The organism is Streptomyces sp. TAA204 (genome assembly GCF_000424965.1).
On the sequence record NZ_AUKW01000018.1, the window covers coordinates 109833 to 128332 of the forward strand.

16 protein-coding genes and 2 tRNA genes are annotated in these 18500 nt (G+C 70.9%); 9 read left to right on the plus strand and 9 right to left on the minus strand.

Annotated elements, in window-relative coordinates; all coding sequences use genetic code 11:
- Positions 1 to 7 precede the first annotated feature (7 nt).
- Together dnaG and H343_RS0119950 are read left to right on the plus strand one after the other, a co-directional pair.
- Positions 8 to 1906: a DNA primase gene (gene dnaG / locus H343_RS0119945; protein ID WP_028432593.1), complete on the plus strand. Its 1899-nt coding sequence runs from the start codon at positions 8 to 10 to the stop codon at positions 1904 to 1906.
- A 205-nt stretch (positions 1907 to 2111) separates the two neighbouring features.
- Complete coding sequence (locus H343_RS0119950) at positions 2112 to 3365, plus strand: RNA polymerase sigma factor (protein ID WP_486586978.1); 1254 nt, start codon at positions 2112 to 2114, stop codon at positions 3363 to 3365.
- Positions 3366 to 3389: 24 nt separating this feature from the next.
- Here H343_RS0119950 and H343_RS0119955 read toward each other — a convergent pair whose 3' ends face one another.
- The 3 genes from H343_RS0119955 to H343_RS0119970 form a co-directional block, all read right to left on the minus strand.
- Positions 3390 to 5309 carry an ABC transporter ATP-binding protein gene (locus H343_RS0119955; RefSeq protein WP_037904410.1) on the minus strand — a complete coding sequence of 640 codons (1920 nt, stop codon included), beginning with the start codon at positions 5307 to 5309 and terminating at the stop codon, positions 3390 to 3392.
- Positions 5306 to 7039 (minus strand): ABC transporter ATP-binding protein, encoded by a 1734-nt coding sequence (locus H343_RS0119960; protein ID WP_028432596.1) that lies wholly within the window; start codon positions 7037 to 7039, stop codon positions 5306 to 5308. Before H343_RS0119960 ends, H343_RS0119955 begins: the two co-directional genes overlap by 4 nt.
- 196 nt (positions 7040 to 7235) lie before the next feature.
- The gene (locus H343_RS0119970) at positions 7236 to 8642 is read right to left on the minus strand and encodes an FGGY family carbohydrate kinase (protein ID WP_028432597.1); all 1407 of its coding nucleotides are present in this window, start codon (positions 8640 to 8642) and stop codon (positions 7236 to 7238) included.
- Between the two features lie 96 nt (positions 8643 to 8738).
- On the opposite strand from H343_RS0119970, the gene H343_RS0119975 reads away from it, so the two are divergent.
- Positions 8739 to 9929 (plus strand): MalY/PatB family protein, encoded by a 1191-nt coding sequence (locus H343_RS0119975; RefSeq protein ID WP_486586975.1) that lies wholly within the window; start codon positions 8739 to 8741, stop codon positions 9927 to 9929.
- 120 nt (positions 9930 to 10049) lie between these two features.
- On the opposite strand, the gene H343_RS0119980 is transcribed toward H343_RS0119975, so the two are convergent.
- From H343_RS0119980 to H343_RS0119995, 4 genes are all read right to left on the minus strand, one after another.
- Complete coding sequence (locus H343_RS0119980) at positions 10050 to 10727, minus strand: Clp protease N-terminal domain-containing protein (protein ID WP_028432599.1); 678 nt, start codon at positions 10725 to 10727, stop codon at positions 10050 to 10052.
- A 6-nt stretch (positions 10728 to 10733) separates the two neighbouring features.
- Entirely contained in the window at positions 10734 to 10958 is a 225-nt protein-coding gene (locus H343_RS0119985) for a hypothetical protein (protein WP_028432600.1), read from the minus strand.
- A gap of 365 nt (positions 10959 to 11323) precedes the next feature.
- Positions 11324 to 11397, minus strand: a tRNA-Ile gene (locus H343_RS0119990).
- A 188-nt stretch (positions 11398 to 11585) separates the two neighbouring features.
- Positions 11586 to 11658: transfer RNA gene (locus tag H343_RS0119995), tRNA-Asn, on the minus strand.
- 168 nt (positions 11659 to 11826) lie between these two features.
- On the opposite strand from H343_RS0119995, the gene H343_RS0120000 reads away from it, so the two are divergent.
- Entirely contained in the window at positions 11827 to 12126 is a 300-nt protein-coding gene (locus H343_RS0120000) for a YtxH domain-containing protein (protein ID WP_028432601.1), read from the plus strand.
- 209 nt (positions 12127 to 12335) lie between these two features.
- Here the strand turns inward: H343_RS0120000 and ligD are convergent, their stop codons facing one another.
- Positions 12336 to 13226, minus strand: coding sequence for a non-homologous end-joining DNA ligase (gene ligD, locus H343_RS0120005; protein WP_028432602.1), 891 nt, complete (start codon positions 13224 to 13226; stop codon positions 12336 to 12338).
- A gap of 30 nt (positions 13227 to 13256) precedes the next feature.
- Between ligD and ku the strand changes: the two genes are divergently transcribed.
- From ku to H343_RS0120020, 3 genes are all read left to right on the plus strand, one after another.
- Positions 13257 to 14393 carry a non-homologous end joining protein Ku gene (gene ku / locus H343_RS0120010; RefSeq protein WP_028432603.1) on the plus strand — a complete coding sequence of 379 codons (1137 nt, stop codon included), beginning with the start codon at positions 13257 to 13259 and terminating at the stop codon, positions 14391 to 14393.
- A gap of 154 nt (positions 14394 to 14547) precedes the next feature.
- Positions 14548 to 15321, plus strand: coding sequence for an IclR family transcriptional regulator (locus tag H343_RS0120015; protein WP_028432604.1), 774 nt, complete (start codon positions 14548 to 14550; stop codon positions 15319 to 15321).
- Between the two features lie 47 nt (positions 15322 to 15368).
- Complete coding sequence (locus H343_RS0120020) at positions 15369 to 16244, plus strand: SMP-30/gluconolactonase/LRE family protein (protein WP_037904412.1); 876 nt, start codon at positions 15369 to 15371, stop codon at positions 16242 to 16244.
- Between the two features lie 35 nt (positions 16245 to 16279).
- Here the strand turns inward: H343_RS0120020 and H343_RS0120025 are convergent, their stop codons facing one another.
- Complete coding sequence (locus H343_RS0120025; protein WP_051265599.1) at positions 16280 to 16747, minus strand: MarR family transcriptional regulator; 468 nt, start codon at positions 16745 to 16747, stop codon at positions 16280 to 16282.
- 114 nt (positions 16748 to 16861) lie between these two features.
- On the opposite strand from H343_RS0120025, the gene H343_RS0120030 reads away from it, so the two are divergent.
- Together H343_RS0120030 and H343_RS0120035 are read left to right on the plus strand one after the other, a co-directional pair.
- Positions 16862 to 17890 carry an MDR family NADP-dependent oxidoreductase gene (locus H343_RS0120030; protein WP_028432607.1) on the plus strand — a complete coding sequence of 343 codons (1029 nt, stop codon included), beginning with the start codon at positions 16862 to 16864 and terminating at the stop codon, positions 17888 to 17890.
- Positions 17891 to 18049: 159 nt separating this feature from the next.
- Complete coding sequence (locus H343_RS0120035) at positions 18050 to 18478, plus strand: organic hydroperoxide resistance protein (protein ID WP_028432608.1); 429 nt, start codon at positions 18050 to 18052, stop codon at positions 18476 to 18478.
- Positions 18479 to 18500: the final 22 nt, after the last annotated feature.

Here is an 18500-nt window from a genome sequence, read left to right on the forward strand (position 1 = left end):
TGCCGGTGTGGCGGGCAGGATCAACGACGAGGACGTGAAGGCGGTTCGGGACGCTGTCCCGATCGACGCCGTGGTATCCGAGTTCCTCCAGCTGCGGCCCGCCGGCGGGGGCAACCTCAAGGGCCTGTGCCCCTTCCACGACGAGAAGTCGCCCTCCTTCCACGTCAGTCCCGGCAAGGGCCTCTACCACTGCTTCGGCTGCCAGGAAGGCGGGGACACCCTCGACTTCGTGATGAAGGTCGACCACCTCTCCTTCTCCGAGGCAGTCGAACGGCTCGCGGGCCAGGCCGGCATCACCCTGCGCTACGAGGAGGGCGGATACGGCCGCGCCAGCCAGCAGGGTGAGCGCACCCGCCTGGTCGAGGCGCACAAGGTGGCCGCGCAGTTCTACGCCGAGCAGCTCCAGGGGGCCGAGGCCGAGATCGGCCGCCGCTTCCTCGGCGCGCGCGGCTTCGACCAGCCGGCCGCCGAGCACTTCGCCGTCGGATACTCCCCGGCCGGCTGGGACCATCTGGTGCGCTTCCTGCGCGGGAGGGGCTTCTCGGACAAGGAGCTGATCCTCTCCGGACTCGCCCAGGAGGCCCGCAACGGACGTCCCATCGACCGGTTCCGCGGCAGGCTGATGTGGCCCATCCGGGACATCGCCGGCGACGTCGTCGGTTTCGGCGCCCGCAAGCTGCGCGACGACGACAACGGCCCGAAGTACCTCAACACCCCGGAGACGCCGATCTACCACAAGTCCCAGGTGCTCTACGGCATCGACCTCGCCAAGAAGGACATCGCCAAGGGCAACCGCGCCGTGGTCGTCGAGGGCTACACGGACGTGATGGCGTGTCATCTGGCCGGGGTGACGACCGCGGTCGCCACCAGCGGCACGTCCTTCGGCGAGGGGCACATCAAGATCCTTCGGCGGCTGCTGATGGACAACTCCCACTCGGAGGTCATCTTCACCTTCGACGGCGACGCGGCCGGGCAGAAGGCCGCGCTGCGCGCCTTCGAGGACGACCAGAAGTTCGCCGCCCGCACGTCGATCGCGATCACGCCGGAGGGCATGGACCCCTGCGAACTGCGGCTCGCCGAGGGCGACGAGGCCGTGGCGAAGGTCGTGGAGAGCCGCTCACCGCTCTTCGAGTTCGCGATCCGCTCCATCGTCGACCAGCACAACCTCGATACGGCCGAGGGGCGTTCGGCCGCGCTGGAGCAGGCCGCGCCCGTCGTCGCGCAGATCAAGGACCCCTCGATCCAGCACGAGTACGCGGTGCGGCTCGCAGGGCTGCTCGGCATCCTCGACACACAGTTCGTCGTGCGCCGCCTGGGCCAGCTGGCACGCCGCCGCCATGCGGGAGCGCCCGCGCGCGGGCGCAGCGGCGCGGCTGCCGCCGAGAGCGCGTCCGCTCCCGCCGCGCCGCGCGGCGGCCCGGCACTCAACCTCCGCAGCCCGGCGCACCACGTGGAGAGGGAACTGCTCAAGCTCGCCCTGCAGCGCCCCGAGCTGGTCTCACCCGCCTTCGACGCCTACGGCACGGACGAATTCACCGCACCGCCCTACGCGTCCGTCCGGCACACGATCGACGCGGCCGGCGGCGTCAGCGGCGCCGACAGCGACTACGTGAGCCGGGTACGGGCCGCCGCCCCCGACGACACCGTACGGTCACTCGTGAACGAACTCGCCGTCGAGCCGCTGCGCAGCGCCCGCGGCCGTGAACCGGACGAGCTGTACGCCGGGATGCAGCTCGTCGCCGTGCGGCTTGCGGCGGTCAACGCCCGGATCGCCGATCTGGAGGGCACCGCCCGCCGTCTGGAGGCACAGCGGGACGAGGAGCGCTCGGTGTCCGTACGGCAGGAGATCTGGACGCTTCAGCAGTACGGACGGTCCCTGCGCGAGCGGGGCGCCTCCGCACTGTGAATTCCCCCGGCCCCTGTGGGCCCCGGCCGGACGGCCGTCGGGGCACGCGCGTGCCCCGTTCCGTTCCAGGTGGCGCCGCCCGCGGCTGAAGCGCCGGTTCCGGAACGGGTGGCCGGGCGTAGGCGTCCGGTCGCGTCGCAGCCCAAAAACTGGCCGCACGACCCTCGTGCGGCAGTGTGTCGTACCCCACACTGGTGTGCGGTGCCTGAGTCCTCGGAGCGGGGCGGCGCGTCGGCCGGGAGAGCCGGAAGTCCCCCGCGGAGCCGCACAGCATGTACGCCGCCCCCCCCCCGTACCGGCAGCGAGCACACTGGAGGTCGCCCCCGTGCAGACCCGGACCCTGACCAGCGCGGCCTCCGCCGCCCCGACGGCTGTCGATGCGACCGCCGTGCTCACTCACGCGGCTCCACCGACGTCCCCCGCGACGCCGGCCACCCGCCCCCTTCTGGCCGTACCGTCCGCTGCGCCCGCCACTGCGCCGCCCCCCGCGCCCGTCACGGGTCCGTCCGAACCCGACGTCCCCGCCAAGCCGGAATCCCCTGGAAGCGGCCCCTCCGCCGATCTCTTCCGGCAGTACCTGCGCGAGATCGGCCGCATCGCGCTGCTGTCCGCCGCCGAGGAGGTCGAACTCGCCCGCCGTGTCGAGGCGGGGCTCTTCGCCGAGGCGAAGCTGGCCGACCCCTCCACCGCGGACAGCGAACTCGCCCTCGAACTCGACCAGCTGGTCGTGATGGGCAGGATCGCCAAACGCCGCCTCATCGAGTCCAACCTCCGGCTGGTCGTCTCCGTCGCCAAGCGCTACGTCGGCCGCGGCCTGACGATGCTCGACCTCGTGCAGGAAGGCAACCTCGGACTGATCCGGGCGGTCGAGAAGTTCGACTACGCCCGCGGCTACAAGTTCTCCACGTACGCGACCTGGTGGATACGCCAGGCCATGTCCCGCGCCCTGGCCGACCAGGCCCGTACGATCCGCGTGCCCGTGCACGTCGTCGAACTGATCAACAGGGTCGTACGCGTCCAGCGCAGGCTGCTGCAGGAGCGGGGCAGCGAACCGACGCCCGAAGAGGTCGCCGCCCACCTCGACATCACCGAGGAACGGGTCGGCGAAGTGCTGCGCCTCGCGCAGGAGCCGGTCTCCCTGCAGGCGCCCGTCGGCGAGGAGGAGGACGTCCACCTGGGCGATCTGATCGAGGACGGCGACGCGCCCTCACCCGTCGAGTCGGCCGCCTTCCTGCTGCTGCGCGAGCACCTGGAGGCAGTCCTGTCCACCCTCGGCGAGCGCGAACGCAGGGTCGTCCAGCTCCGCTACGGCCTCGCCGACGGCCGTCCCCGCACTCTGGAGGAGATCGGTCAGCTCTTCGGCGTGACGCGCGAACGTATCCGGCAGATCGAGTCCAAGACCCTCGGCAAGCTCCGCGACCACGCCTTCGCCGACCAGCTGCGCGGCTACCTCGACTGACGGTGAGGATGTGACGCCCCCGCCTCAGTCCACCTCCGCGACGGCTTCCGCGAACTGAGCCCTGTACAGACGGGCGTAGGCACCGTCCTCGTCCAGTAGCGCGCTGTGCGTGCCCTGTTCGACGATCGACCCGTTCTCCATCACCAGGATCACGTCGGCGTCCCGGACGGTGGAGAGCCGGTGGGCGATCACGAAGCTCGTACGGCCGTGGGCGAGCCGTGCCATCGCCCGCTGGATGAGCACCTCGGTGCGGGTGTCCACGGAACTGGTCGCCTCGTCGAGCACGAGGATGGCTGGTTCGGACAGGAAGGCGCGGGCGATGGTGATCAGCTGTTTCTCGCCGGCGCTGACGCCGGTGCCCTCCTCGTCCAGGACGGTGTCGTAGCCGTCGGGAAGGGTGCGTATGAACCGGTCGGCGTGCGCGGCCGAGGCCGCCGCCTCGATCTGCTCCCGCCCGGCGCCCCGCGCGCCGTAGGCGATGTTCTCCGCGATGGTGCCGCCGAAGAGCCACGTGTCCTGGAGCACCATGCCGATGCGCGAGCGCAGTTCCTCGCGGTGCATCGCGGATATGTCCGTGCCGTCCAGCAGGATCCGGCCGCCGCACGTCTCGTAGAACCGCAGCAGCAGGTTGACCAGCGTGGTCTTGCCCGCGCCGGTGGGACCGACGATGGCGACCGTGCTGCCCGGTTCGACGGACAGCGACAGATCCTCGATGAGGGGACGGGCGGGGTCGTAGCGGAAGGAGACGCCCCGCAGCTCCACGCGCCCGTGCACCTCGGCGGGGCGTGCCGGATGTGCCGGTTCGGATGACTGCTCCTCCGCGTCGAGGATCTCGAAGACCCGCTCCGCGGACGCCACCCCGGACTGCACGAGGTTCGCCATGGAGGCGACCTGCGTGAGCGGCTGGCTGAACTGCCGTGAGTACTGCACGAACGCCTGGACGTCGCCGATCGACAGCGCGCCCGCGGCGACCCGCAGTCCGCCGACGACGGCCACCAGCACGTAGTTGAGGTTCGCGACGAACATCATGGCGGGCTGCATGATCCCGCTGACGAACTGCGCCCGGAAACCCGTCCGGAACAGTGACTGGTTGTGCGCGGCGAATGCCTCGGCCGACTCCTTCTGCCGTCCGAAGACCTTCACCAGCGTGTGGCCGGTGTACATCTCCTCGATGTGGGCGTTGAGCTTCCCCGTGGAGGCCCACTGCTCCACGAACTGAGGCTGCGCCCGCTTGCCCAGCCGGGTTGCCACCAGCACCGACAGCGGTACGGTCACCATCGCCACCATCGCCAGCAGCGGCGAGATCCAGAACATCATCACGGTCACCCCGGCCAGGGTCAGCAGGGAGTTGACGATCTGGCCCAGGGTCTGCTGCAGGGTCAGCGCGATGTTGTCCATGTCGTTGCTGACGCGGCTGAGGACCTCGCCGCGCGTCTGCCTGTCGAAGTACGACAGCGGCAGCCGTGAGAGCTTCGCCTCCACCTGCTCCCGCAGCCGGAAGACGGTGTGGTTGATGGCCCGTACGGACAGGCGTCCGCTGAAGAGCATCATCACACCCGCCAGGACGTACACGGCCAGTACGGCCAGCAGCACCTGACCGACAGCGCCGAAGTCGATGCTCTGGCCGGGGGTGAAGTCCGTCCCCGAGAGCATGTCGGCCACGCGGCCGTCGCCCTCGTCGCGCATACGCTCCAGCACCTGCTCCCGGGTCGCGCCCCGGGGCAGTCGCCCACCGATCCAGCCCGCGAAGATCAGGTCGGTGGCGTGGCCGAGCATCTTCGGCCCGAGCACACTCAGGCTCACGCTCAGCAGACCGAAGAGGACCATGCCCGACAGGGTGAGCCTCACCGGCCGGAACTGTCCCAGCAGACGCTTCGCCGACCCCTTGAAGTCCGCCGAGCGGCGGGGCGGTGTGCCGCCCGCCATGCGCGCGTGCACGCTCATACGGCCTCCCGCTCGGTGAGCTGGGAGAGCACGATCTCCCGGTAGGTGACGTTCTCCTCCATCAGTTCCTCGTGGCGGCCCGCGCCGACGAGGCGCCCCTCGTCGAGTACGAGAATCCGGTCCGCGTCGCGGATCGTCGCCACCCGCTGCGCGACGATCAGGACGGTCGCCTCAGCGGTGCGGCGGGCCAGCGCGGAGCGCAGCGCCGAGTCGGTCGCGTAGTCCAGGGCGGAGAAGGAGTCGTCGAAGAGGTAGATCCCGGGGCGGTGCACCAGGACGCGCGCGATGGCCAGCCGCTGGCGCTGCCCGCCCGAGACGTTGTTGCCGCCCTGCCCGATGTGCGCTTCGAGACCGCCGTCCATGGCGGCGACGAACTCCCGTGCCTGGGCGACATCGAGGGCCTCCCACAGCTCCTCGTCGCTCGCGCCGGGACGCCCGTAGCGCAGGTTGGAGGCGACCGTGCCCGTGAAGAGGTACGGATGCTGCGGCACCAGTCCCACCGTCCGCGCCAGCAGTTCCGGATCGAGTGTCCGTACGTCCTTGCCGTCGATCAGCACGGTGCCCGCGGTGACGTCGAACAGCCGCGGCACGAGCCCCAGCAGTGTCGACTTGCCGCTGCCCGTCGACCCGATCACCGCCGTCGTCCCGCCCGGCTGCGCCAGCAGGTCTATCCCCTCCAGCACCGGCGCCTGTGCACCGGGGTAGCGGAACCCCACGCCGCGCAGCTCCAGGCGGCCCGACCGGCGCAGCGCCCTTACGGGATCGCTGGGCGGCATCACGCTGGAGGCGGTGTCCAGCACCTCCACGACGCGTTCGGCGCACACCTCGGCGCGCGGCACCTGTATGAACATGAAGGTGGCCATCATCACGGACATCACGATCTGCATCAGGTACGCGAGGAACGCGGTGAGGGCGCCGATCTCCATCTCACCGCTGGCGATGCGGTGCGCGCCGAACCAGACGACCACGACGCCGGAGAGGTTCACGACGGTCGTGACGGTCGGGAACATCAGCGCCATCAGCCGTCCGCTGCGCAGCTGCACGTCCATCAGGCCGGCGTTGTGCTCGTGGAAGCGGCGCTGCTCGTAGCCGTCCTTGACGAAGGCCCGGATGACGCGGATGCCGGTGATCTGTTCGCGCAGGACCCTGTTCACCCCGTCGATCCGCTTCTGCATCGTGCGGAAGAGCGGACGCATCCGGGCCACGATCAGTCCGACCAGCACGGCGAGCACCGGCACCACGCCCAGCAGCACCGAGGAGAGCGGCACGTCCTGACCCAGAGCCATGACGATGCCGCCGACGCACATGATCGGTGCCGACACCATCAGCGTGAACGACGTCAGCACCAGCATCTGCACCTGCTGGACGTCGTTGGTGGTGCGGGTGATCAGCGAGGGTGCGCCGAACTGGCCGAGCTCGCGCGCCGAGAAGGACTGCACCCGGTCGAAGACCGCGGCCCGGATGTCCCGTCCGATGGCCGCGGCGGTGCGTGCCGCGTAGTAGACGGCGCCGATGTTGCATGCGACCTGGACGAGGGAGACCGCGGCCATCACGGTGCCCACCCGGAGGATGTGGCCGGTGTCGCCCAGGACCACGCCGTTGTCGATGATGTCGGCGTTGAGGCTGGGGAGGTAGAGCGTGGCGGACGTCTGCACCAGCTGGAGCAGCACGAGCAGGGCGGCCGGGCGCCTGTACGGGCGCAGGTGATCGCGGAGCAGACGTATCAGCACATGGGTCCCCGTGGCGGAAAGAAGATCGGGATCGGTTGGGTGGTCCTCTCCATCTTCGAGCACGCGGTGCGGTGGCGAACCCAACACGGGGCAAAGAGCGCGCTGATCGCTCCGGGCTGAAAGCCCGGTGACGAGGGTCCCGGGCCCGTGCGTGCGGAGTCGCCGGTGTGCGGAGCCGGTCCGGGTGCGGCCGCCGTCAGTTCCCGAAGGCCCCCGGGTGGGCCTCCTCCCGGACGGTCACGTACTGCTGCCGTACGGCCTGCCCCGCGGGAAGATCCTCACCCGGGTCGAAGACCTCGCACTCGGCCTCGGGCCACCGCGGGGGCTGCGAGCCGCCCTTGAGAGCCCACGCCGCCTGCCTGGCGGCGCCGACCGCGGTGTAGTCCGCGGGCCGGGGCACGACGACACGCGTCCCGAACAGGGCCGGGGCGGAGCTCTGCACAGCGGGCAGCCCGGCCGCCTGTCCCAGCAGGAAGAGCCTGCGCACCTGGACGCCCCGTCCGCGCAGTACGTCCAGGGCGTCGGCGAGACCGCACAGCATGCCCTCCACCGCCGCGCGCGCCAGATGTTCGGGCTTCATGCTCTCGCGCCGCAGACCGTGCAGAGAACCGGCCGTGTGCGGCAGGTTCGGGGTGTGCTCGCCCTCCAGGTAGGGCAGCAGCACCAGTCCGTACGCTCCGGGGCTCGACTGCTGCGCCAGTGCGGAGAGTCCGTCCAGGTCGGTGCCGAGAAGCTCTGCCGTCCCGCGCAGCACCCGTGTCGCGTTCAGCGTCCGCACGGCGGGAAGGTGCATGCCGGTGGCGTCCGCGTAGGAGGTGATGGTGCCCGTGGGGTCGGTCAGCGCCTCGTGGTGCACGGCGAAGACGGACCCGGACGCGCCCAGTGATATCACGGCGTCCCCCGGGCCGAGGCCCAGTCCGAACGCGGCGGCCATCGTCTCGCCCGTACCGGCGGAGATCAGCAGCCCCTCCGGGGTGCGTCCGGCGGGCTCGGACGGGCCGATGACGTCCGGCAGGCCGACGCGGTGACCGAGCGCCAGCTCGACCAGATCGGGGCGGTAGGACTCCGCCATGGCCGACCAGTAGCCGGTGCCGGAGGCGTCGCCGCGGTCGGTCGTACGGCGGTAGGGGCGGGCCATCAGCTGCCACACCAGCCAGTCGTGCGGCTGGAGTACCTCCGCGACCCTGGCTGCGGCTTCCGGCTCGTTGCGCGCGAGCCAGCGCAGCTTGGAGACCGGATGACTCGCCTGCGGCACGGCGCCGACCGCCTCGGCCCACGCCTCACGGCCGCCCAGCGAGTCGACGAGATCCGCGGCGGCGGGCTGCATCCGTCTGTCGTTGCCGAGCAGCGCCGGCCCGACGGGCGCACCGGAGGAGTCCAGGGCGACCATGCCCTGCTGCTGCGCGGAGACGCCGATCGCCTGTACGTCCGCGAGCTGCCCGCTGCTCGCGGCACGCCCGAGGGAGATCAGCCACGACTGGGGATCGTCGCGTTCCGCGGGGTGCTCGGCGTGACCGTGCTTGACGACGGCACCGGAGTCGGCGTCACAGACGACGATGCGTGTGTACTCCGCTGAGCTTTCCAGACCGGCGACAATCCCCATGGCCGGAATGATGCCCTACGTGCGCTCGCGCCCCGGATACCACCCTCGGCCCACGCGGTCTGCTCATGAGGGCCGATCGGAACTAGCGTGGTCGGGGTGGACGTAGATGCGAAGAATCCGCTGCTCGAGTGCTCCCTGGACGAACTGCGCCGCCGCAGCAGTGCGAAGTGGCGTGTGCATCCCCCGGATGTGCTGCCGCTGTGGATCGCGGAGATGGACGTGCGGCTGGCCCCTCCCGTCGCCCGGGCGCTGCACTCGGCGGTGGAGAGCGGGGACACCGGGTACGCGATGGCGGAGGAGTACATCGCGGCGCTGGGAGAGTTCTCCGAACGGCGATGGGGATGGACGGTGCGGCCGGAGCGCGCGGCGATCGTGCCGGACGTGATGGCGGGGGTCGTGGAAGTGCTGAAGCTGATCACCTCCCCCGGTGACGCCGTGGTGGTCAACTCCCCTGTGTATCCGCCCTTCTACCAGTTCGTCTCCCACATGGGCCGCAGAGTCCTCGAGGCGCCCCTGGACGCGGAGGGCCGTGTGGACACCGGCACCCTCGCCGAGGCGTTCCGTACCGCCACGGCCACCGCCACGGCCACGGCCACGGCCACGGGCGGAGGCGGGGGCGGCCGCCGGGCCGCGTACCTGTTGTGCAGTCCGCACAATCCCACCGGCACCGTCCACACCGCCGGCGAACTGGCCGCGGTGACCGAGCTGGCGGACAGATTCGGCGTACGCGTCGTCGCCGACGAGATCCACGCGCCGCTGGTGCTGCCCGGGGCACACCATGTGCCGTACCTGTCGCTGCCCGGCACGGAGCGTGCCTTCTCGCTGATGTCGGCGTCCAAGGCGTGGAACCTTGCGGGACTCAAGGCGGCGGTGGCCCTCGCCGGAAGTGACTCCGCCCGTGAGCTGGCCCGGATGCCGGAGGAGGTCAGTCACGGTCCCAGCCACCTGGGCGTGATCGGGCACGTCGCGGCGCTCCGGTACGGCACGCAGTGGCTGGATGCGCTGCTGGCGGGACTGGACCGCAACAGGCGGCTGCTGACGGAGCTGCTCGGACGCCATCTCCCGGACGTACGCCACCGGCCGCACGAGGGGACGTTCCTGGCGTGGCTGGACTGCCGCGCCCTGGGCCTCGACGACCCCGCGGCGGCGTTCCTGGAGCGGGGCCGCGTCGCCCTCATACCGGGACCGGCCTTCGGTACCGGGGGCGAGGGGCACGTGCGGCTGAACACCGCCACCTCGCCGGAGATCCTGGAGGAGGCGGTACGGCGGATGGCGTCCGCCGTGTGACCCCTGCCCGGCCCCAGGTCCCGCCTCCAGCCCCGCCTCCGCCTCCGGCCCCGCCCCCGCCCCGGTCCTCCCGCGGACCGGTCCTCCCGCGGACCGCCGCGGCCTCCTGGAGCCGGAGCGTCAGGCCGCGGCGCGGAGGTCGGCGAGCACGAGATCCCGCATCTCGCCCGGGACGACGCCCAGTTGCCGGAACATCCCCTGTGAGATCTTGTCGTCGCCGCGCAGCAGGGCGAGCACGATGTGCTCGACACCGATGCGCCGGTCCTTGCGCGCGACCGCTTCCCGCAGCGACAGCTCCAGGGCCTTCTTCGCTCGGCCGGTGAAGCGGATGTGGCCGTGCGGTCCGGCCGCACCGGGGGTACCGGCGGGGGTACCGGCCGCACCGGGCGGGGCGGCCCCGGCGCCGCCCGTGCCCTCCTCGCGCCGGCGCCCGAAGGGGAACCTCCGCCGGGGCTTCGTGCCGGGATCGCCGGGGGGAGTGTCCAACGCGCCGTCCCCGAAGGAGCCTTCGGCGCGGCGCCGGATCTCGTCGAGGTCGATGCCCAGGGACTTCAGCGCCTCCGCGTCCTGGGGGCCCAGCGCGTCCCCGCCTCCACCGACCACGCTTGCGACGGCGGCACGGCAGTTCTCGCCGGTGACCCCGAGCCGTACGAGCGTCGCGGCTCCCGGCTCGCCGGACTGCCGTACCGCGGCGAGCAGCAGATGCTCCGTCCCGATCCAGTCGTGACCGAGGCCGCGTGCCTCTTCCTGTGCTCCCACGACGACTTCGCGGGCGGTGCGTGTGAATCGCTCGAACATCCTCGCCTACCTCCTCGCGTGCTTCTTGTGCACGGCCTGCCTGCTCACGCCGAGCGCCGCCCCGATCTCGTCCCAGGACCAGCCGTGGGCGCGGGCGCTGTCGACCTGGAGTGCTTCCAGTCGGTCGGTCAGCCGCCGCAGTGCGGCGACGGCTCGCAGTCCCACGTGGGGATCTCTGTGCAGGGCGGCCTCTGCGGTGTCCACTGCCTCTTGTGCGTCCGATGCGGCCATGCTGTCAACTTAGGATGACAAGCGGTCGATGTCAACTTTCATTGACGAGAGGGGGCTGTGCCGCGGTGCACCCGGCAGGTTCGGCGCCCCGTGGTCCGTCCCGTGGTCCACGGTGGGTCGGGTGTGCGGGGTGTACGGGTGTCTGCGGGACGCACGTCGCCGCTGCCGCCGACGGGCCGGAGCGCGTCACGGCGCGCCGAGAGCCGAGGAGTTGATGCCGGGTGCGGCGAGGGCCGTTCCGGGAACCGGTGCTCACGCACCGTCCGCGCGGGCACCTTCCCGGGAAGGAGGAAGTGCGGTTCCCTCCGGGGGGGGCCTGCTTGTCGCGCCGCAGGTCAACACCCTTTTCCGGGGGAGGGGTTGAGTGGGGCGGGTGGGACTCGAACCCACGGCCGACGGATTATGAGTCCGCTGCTCTAACCGGCTGAGCTACCGCCCCGTACGCCGGATCACGCACATCTGTGCGCGCGGCGTCTGCCGCAGCATAGCTGCTCATACGATCTCCCGCCCGTGCCGGGGGGAGACGTACGGGAGGGAGGACTCCGAGTACCCGGTGATCGGTTCCCGTCCTTCCCAACGGACTTGTCCAGCACAGAAAAAGAGCCCCTGCCGGGGCTCTTTCGGGTGCTCCCGCGACTGGACTCGAACCAGTAACCTGCCGGTTAACAGCCGGCTGCTCTGCCGATTGAGCTACACGGGAATGCTCTGCGTGGACGCGCCCACCTGGACTGGTCGGCGTTCCCTCGCTGCGGGCAATACATTAGCGCATGCCAGGGGGTACTCCGAAATCGGTATCGGTGCGGCCCCGTGCCCACCGGGAAGCTGATGGAATCGGCATATCCGAGAGATCCAATAGAAGGGTGGAGCCATGCGCTACCGGCTCACGTTCGTCGCTGGACTGGCCGTCGGGTACGTCTTCGGTACGCGTGCCGGCCGCGAGCGCTACGAGCGTCTTCGGCAGACGGCACAACGGCTGGCCGAGAACCCGGCTGTACGCAACGCCACCGAGACTGCCGCGCAGACCGGCCGCGAAGCCGCCACGAAGGCGGCCGGCATCGTGTCGGAGAAGGTCGGGCACAGGCTGCCCGACTCGGTGAGTGACCGTGTGCGGTCACTTCGCGTCCACAGGACACCTCTGGACGACGACTGGGGAACGGGCAACAACTAGGGTCCTGCCGGCAAGGTTTGCCGGTCACGGCGTCAGTCCCTCGCAGCAGCGCACCACGGCGGGTGGCCCGGGAAGGTGCCGGGCCGCCCGCCGTCGCGTCGTGCGTGCCCCGCAGCCGGGCCGGCCGGGCGCTGTCAGGCTCCGCCGGTCGCCGGTCGCCGGTCGCCGGTCGCCGGTCGCCGGTCGCCGTGCGCCGTCCGTGGACAAGGTCAGGGGCCGGGGAGCGGGCGCGCCAGCGCGGGGTCGAGCAGCGGCGCCAGCAGGTCGCCATGGCGCTCCAGCCGTGCGGGCAGCTGCGGGGCGAGGAAGAGGAGATCGTCGGCAGCCCGCGCGGCGGTCAGCTCGTCCCAGGTCAGCGGGGTGGAGACGCTGGGCCTGTGCATGGCGCGGAGCGTGTACGGGGCGGCGGTGGTCTTGGACGCGGCGTTCTGCGAATGGTCGACGAAGACCTTTCCCGGCCGCAGCGCCTTCGCCATCCTGCTCAGCGCCAGGCCGGGCAGTGCGGCCTCCGCCTCGACGGCCGCGCTCTTCGCGTAGCGGGAGACCGACGACGACGGTGTGACCTCGATGGGCGCCAGGAGGTGCAGCCCCTTGCCGCCGGAGGTCTTGGGCAGGGCGGTGATCCCGTCCGCTTCGAGCCGTTCGCGCAGCCACAGGGCGACGGTGCGGCACTCCAGCACGCCGGCTCCCGGTCCGGGGTCGAGGTCGAAGACCAGGCGGTCCGCCCGTGCCTCGTGCTCCACGCGCCACTGGGGGGTGTGCAGCTCCAGCGCGGCCAGGTTGGCCGCCCAGACGAGGGTGGGCAGGTCGTGCACGAGGACCTGGTGCAGCGGGGTGCTGCTCACCTCGGTGATCTTGCGTACGGTCACCCAGTCGGGGGCGCCGGGGGGCACATTCTTGGCGAAGAAGGCCGTGGCCTCGACGCCGTCGGGATAACGGAGGAACGAGACGGGGCGGCCCCGCAGGTGCGGCAGCAGCGCCTCGGCGACGGTCACGTAGTAGTGCAGGGCCTCACCCTTGGTGAATCCGGTGGCCGGATAGAGCACCTTGTCGAGATTGCTGAGAGCGAGACGGCGGCCCTCGACCTCCGTGTACGGCATACCCTGAGAGTCCCATAGAAGGGACGAACCATGCGATCCATCTGGAAAGGGTCCATTTCCTTCGGGCTGGTCTCCATACCGATCAAGGTGGTTTCGGCCACCGAGAGCCACAGCGTCTCCTTCCACCAGGTGCACACGACCGACGGCGGCCGCATCCGCTACAGGAAGGTGTGCGAGCTGGAGGAGAAGGAGGTGCCCCGGGAGGAGATCGGCAAGGGATTCGAGACCGGGGACGGGACGACCGTGCAGCTGACGGACGCCGATTTGGCCGCGCTGCCGCTGCCCACCGCCAAGACCGTGGACATCCTCGGCTTCGTGCCCTCCGAGGACGTCGATCCGATCCAGCTGGACCGTTCGTACTACCTGGCGGGCGACGGCCGGTCGGCAGCGAAGCCGTACGCGCTGCTGCGCGAGGCGCTGAAGCGCTCGGGGAAGGTCGCGGTGGGCAAGCTGGCGATGCGCGGCCGGGAGAGCCTCGGGCTGCTCAGGGTCTACGAGGACGTGCTCGCGCTGCACACGATGCTCTGGCCGGAGGAGATCCGGTCCGTCAGCGGGGTCGCGCCCGAGGAGGACGTCACGATCCGCGACGCCGAACTCGACCTGGCGGACACGCTGATGGAGACGCTGGGGGACCTGGACTGGTCCGAGCTGCACGACGAGTACCGGGCGGCGGTCGAGCAGCTCGTCACGGCCAAGATGGAGGGCGTGGAGACGGGGCCCGGCGAGGAGGCCGCCGCGGCGCCCCGGAAGGGACAGGTCGTGGACCTGATGGCCGTGCTGGAGAGCAGTGTGCAGGCGGCCAGGGAGTCCCGGGGTGAGGAAGGCCGGGAGGCCGAGGCTCCGGACGCGACCGTGCACGAGCTGCGCGGGGGGCAGAAGCCCGCGGCCAGGAAGAGCTCCGGCGGGGCGAAGAAGGCGGCCGGGAGGGGGGCGTCCGCGAAGAAGGCGCCGGCGAAGAAGGCCACGGCGAAGAAGGCGGCCGGGACGGCGGGCGCGAAGAAGTCGGCCACGGCGAAGAGCTCCGCGAAGAAGGCGTCGTCCGGGGGGAAGGCCGCGGCGAAGAAGACCACGGCACAGAAGACCACGGCACAGAAGTCCGCAGCGAAGAAGGCGCCGGCGAAGAAGGCCACGGCGAAGAAGACCGCCCGTGCGCGCAAGTCCGCCTGAGGGACGGACGGAGCTTGCGGCGGCCCGAGGCGGGCGCCCGCGGGCATTGTCGGCTCGGCGGTGCGGTGACTAGGCTGTGTTCGCGATACCGGTCAACTTTCGGTATTTCGAACCAGGAGGTTCACGCACGGAACGAGCAAGGGGAGGGCGGGACATGGGTCGTCTCGTGCCGGCCGTAACCAGGGCCCTGGACATATTGGAGCTGTTCCTCGACAGCGACGGAACCCTCTCCGCGCCCGAGATCACCCGAAAGCTACAGCTGCCCCGCACCACCGTGCACGAACTGGTGACCACCCTCACCGCCCGCAACTACCTTGTGCAGCCGCCCGGTCAGCCTGGACGCTACCGGCTGGGTGTGCGCGGCTATCAGCTCGGCAGCCGCTACGCCGAGCAGCTCGACCTCGCGGCCGAGGGGCAGCAGGTGGCGCGCAGCGTCGCGGACACCTGCGAGGAGACCGTGCACGTGGCACTCCTCGAGGGCCGCCACGTCATCTACATCGCCAAGGTCGACAGCACCCACGCGGTGCGCATGGTCTCCGCGGCCGGGCGACGGCTGCCCGCACACTGCACATCGGTGGGGAAGATGCTGCTCGCCTCGCTGCCCGAGGAGGAGTCGGAGGCGAGACTCTCCGGGGCGGAGCCTCTGGAGGCGATGACACCCGACTCGATCACTTCCCCCGGGGCGCTCCGTGCCGCGCTGGAGGAGATCCGTGCGCGCGGTGTCGCGGTGGAGCAGCAGGAGTCCAATCCGGACGTCAGCTGCGTCGCCGCACCCGTACGGGACTCGGCCGGGCAGGTCGTGGCGGCGCTGAGCATCTCCGTGCCGATGATCCGCTGGAGCGAGGAGCGCCGCGGCGAGCTGGAGGCCCTGGCGGTCAAGGGCGCGGCCGAACTGTCCGCACGGCTCGGTCACCGGGGGGCGGGCTGACCGTACGGCACGGGTCACGGACGTCGTCGAAGGAGCTGGAGGCAGCGGTGAGCGGTGTGCGCGCGGTGGAAGCGGCAGCAGGGGCCCGGGCCCTGCTGGGGGAGGGGCCGACCTGGGACAGCGCGCGCGGGCTGCTGATCTGGGTGGACATCCTCAACTCCCGTGTCCACACCTTCGATCCGTCCGACGGTGCCCGGACGGTCATGGCGACCGAACAGCACGTGGGTGCCGCGAAGCCGCGTGAGGGCGGCGGCCTGGTCGTCAACCTCCGGGACGGCGTGGGGCTCTACGGCCCGGACGGCGCGTTCTCATGGCTGCACCGTGAGGTCGTACCGGGACGGCGGGGCAACGACGCGGCCATCGCCCCGGACGGTGCCCTGTGGGCCGGGACCATGGCGTACGCCGAGAAGCCCGGCGGCGGCGACCTCAAGCGGCTGACCGGGGACGGCACGGCGGTGACGGTGCTGCCGGAGGTCACGGTCAGCAACGGCACGGGCTGGAGTCCCGACGGCCGGCTCATGTACTACAACGACACCCCCACACGCCGCATCGATGTCTTCGACGTGAGCGGTGCGGACGGCGGCCGCCCCTCCGAGGTTTCCGGACGCCGCACCTTTGCGCGGATCGAGGAGGGCGACGGCTGGCCCGACGGGCTGACGGTCGACGCCGACGGCTGCGTATGGGTGGCGCTCTGGGACGGCGGTGCCGTGCGCCGCTACACACCGGACGGCAGGCTGGACCGTACGGTTCGGATACCCGTTCCCAGGCCGACGGCCTGCGCTTTCGGAGGTGCGGAGCTGCGGGACCTGTACGTGACGACGGCGAGTGTGGGAACGGACACTTCCGCCTGGCCGCTGGCCGGGTCGCTGCTGGTGGTGCCCGGGGCGGGGCAGGGACTGCCGCAGCCGGCCTTCGCCGGCTGAGCCCGGGCGGACGGCCGTGCCGCTCCGGCCTTCCCCTAACCCCCGTCGGGGGGATCCTCGCCCAGCATGCGCTGCAACAGGTCGCGCAGTACGGTCCGTTCGGCGGGGGTGAGCCCCGCGAGCGGCTCGCGGGCGAAGTCGAGTGCGGCGCGGAGCCGCCCGGCCATGGCGACGCCCTCCTCGGTCGCGGCGGCCAGCTTCACCCGCCTGTCGGCCGGGTCCGAGCGGCGCGCGACGAGACCGCGGGACTCCAGCCGGTCGACTATCCCCGTCACGTTCGACGGCTCGCACTTGAGCGTGCGCGCCACCTGCCGCATGGGTGTGGGCTCGTGAGCCAGCAGCGTGAGGACGCGGGCCTGGGCGCCGGTCAGCGAGTGGTGGGCGGCTGCCAGTTCGTACTCGTCGTGGTAGCGCGCGACGACCGTGCCGATCAGCTCGACGACCTCCCGTGTGACGGGGTCGGGGTCGATTCTGCGGGTACCGGCGGAGGAGCGGGAGGCCATGAGGGCCACTGTAGCGCTTTGCTTGACAACATGAAACATCAAGGTGCAGGGTTCTTTCAGTACATGAAGCATCTTGCTCGAACGTCTGACTCGAACGTCTGAGAGGCCACCACCATGAGCTCGCCCGAGACCCTCCCCGCGACCGGCCGGGAATGGCATCTGATCGCCCGGCCCCAGGGCTGGCCGACCAAGGACGACTTCGCGCTGCGGGAGGGTCCGGTGGCGGCGCCCGGGGAGGGGGAGATCCTGGTCCGGAATCTCCATCTGTCCGTCGACCCGTACATGCGCGGCAGGATGAACGACGTGAAGTCCTACGTCCCTCCGTTCAAGCTCGACGAGCCGATGACCGGAGGAGCCGTCGGCATCGTCATCGCCTCGCAGGCCGAGGGATTCGCACCGGGCGACCACGTGCTGCACGACCTGGGCTGGCGGGAGTTCGCGACGCTCCGCGCCCGGTACGCCACGAAGGTCTCGGCGGACCTCGCCCCGCTGACGAGCTATCTCGGCGTCCTGGGCATGCCGGGCCTGACCGCTTACGCGGGACTGCTCGAGGTGGCTTCCCTGAAGGAGGGTGACGCCGTCTTCGTGTCCGGAGCGGCCGGGGCCGTCGGCAGCGAGGTCGGGCAGATCGCCCGGCTCAAGGGCGCCTCGCGTGTGATCGGCAGCGCCGGATCGGACGAGAAGGTGCGCCTCCTCACCGAGGAGTACGGCTTCGACGCCGCCTTCAACTACAAGTCGGACTCCGTGACGAGCCAGTTGAAGGACGCCGCGCCCGACGGCATCGACGTCTACTTCGACAACGTCGGCGGTGACCATCTGGAGGCCGCGATCAGCGTGCTGAACGTGCACGGCCGCGCCACCATCTGCGGCATGATCGCGCAGTACAACGACACGGAGTCGCCTGCCGCCCCGCGCAACCTCGCCATGGTCATCGGCAAGCGGCTGCGTCTGCAGGGCATGCTCGTGATGGACCACGCGGATCTGATGCCGCAGTTCTTCGAAGAGGTCTCGGGCTGGATCCGCTCGGGCGAACTGAAGTACCGCGAGACGGTGGTGGAGGGCGTGGAGTACGCCGCGGACGCCTTCCTCGGTCTGCTCAAGGGTGAGAACACCGGCAAGATGATCGTCAGCCTCGGCGACTGACGGGTACGTACTGCAGCACACCGAGCAGGCCCGGCCCTTCGGCGGGTTGTGAGGTCCCACGACCCGCCGACCCCGGCGCCGCGGGGGTGGTTAGGCTCGACTCCGGCCGGACGGTTTCGGGCGCGAGGCCCCGGTCACGCCACTGAACAGGAGGATTTCATGTCCATCCAGCCCATCGACGTCAAGTACACCGCGGTCGCCACCGCCGAGAACGGCCGTGACGGCCGGGTCGCCAGTGACGACGGCAAGCTCGACGTCGTGGTCAACCCGCCCAAGGAGCTGGGCGGCAGCGGTGCCGGCACCAACCCCGAGCAGCTCTTCGCCGCCGGTTACAGTGCCTGCTTCCAGGGCGCTCTCGGCGTCGTGGCCCGCAAGGAGAAGGTCGACCTCACCGGCTCGACGGTGACGGCCAAGGTCGGTTTCGGCACCACCCCGGAGGGCGGCTTCGGCCTCAAGGTCACACTCGAGGGGCACATACCCAGCGTGGACGCGGCAACGGCCAAGGACCTGCTGGAGAAGGCCCACCAGGTCTGCCCCTACTCCAACGCCACCCGCGGCAACATCGAGGTCAGCCTCGGCGTGGCCTGACGCGCAGCGCCTGCGAGCACAG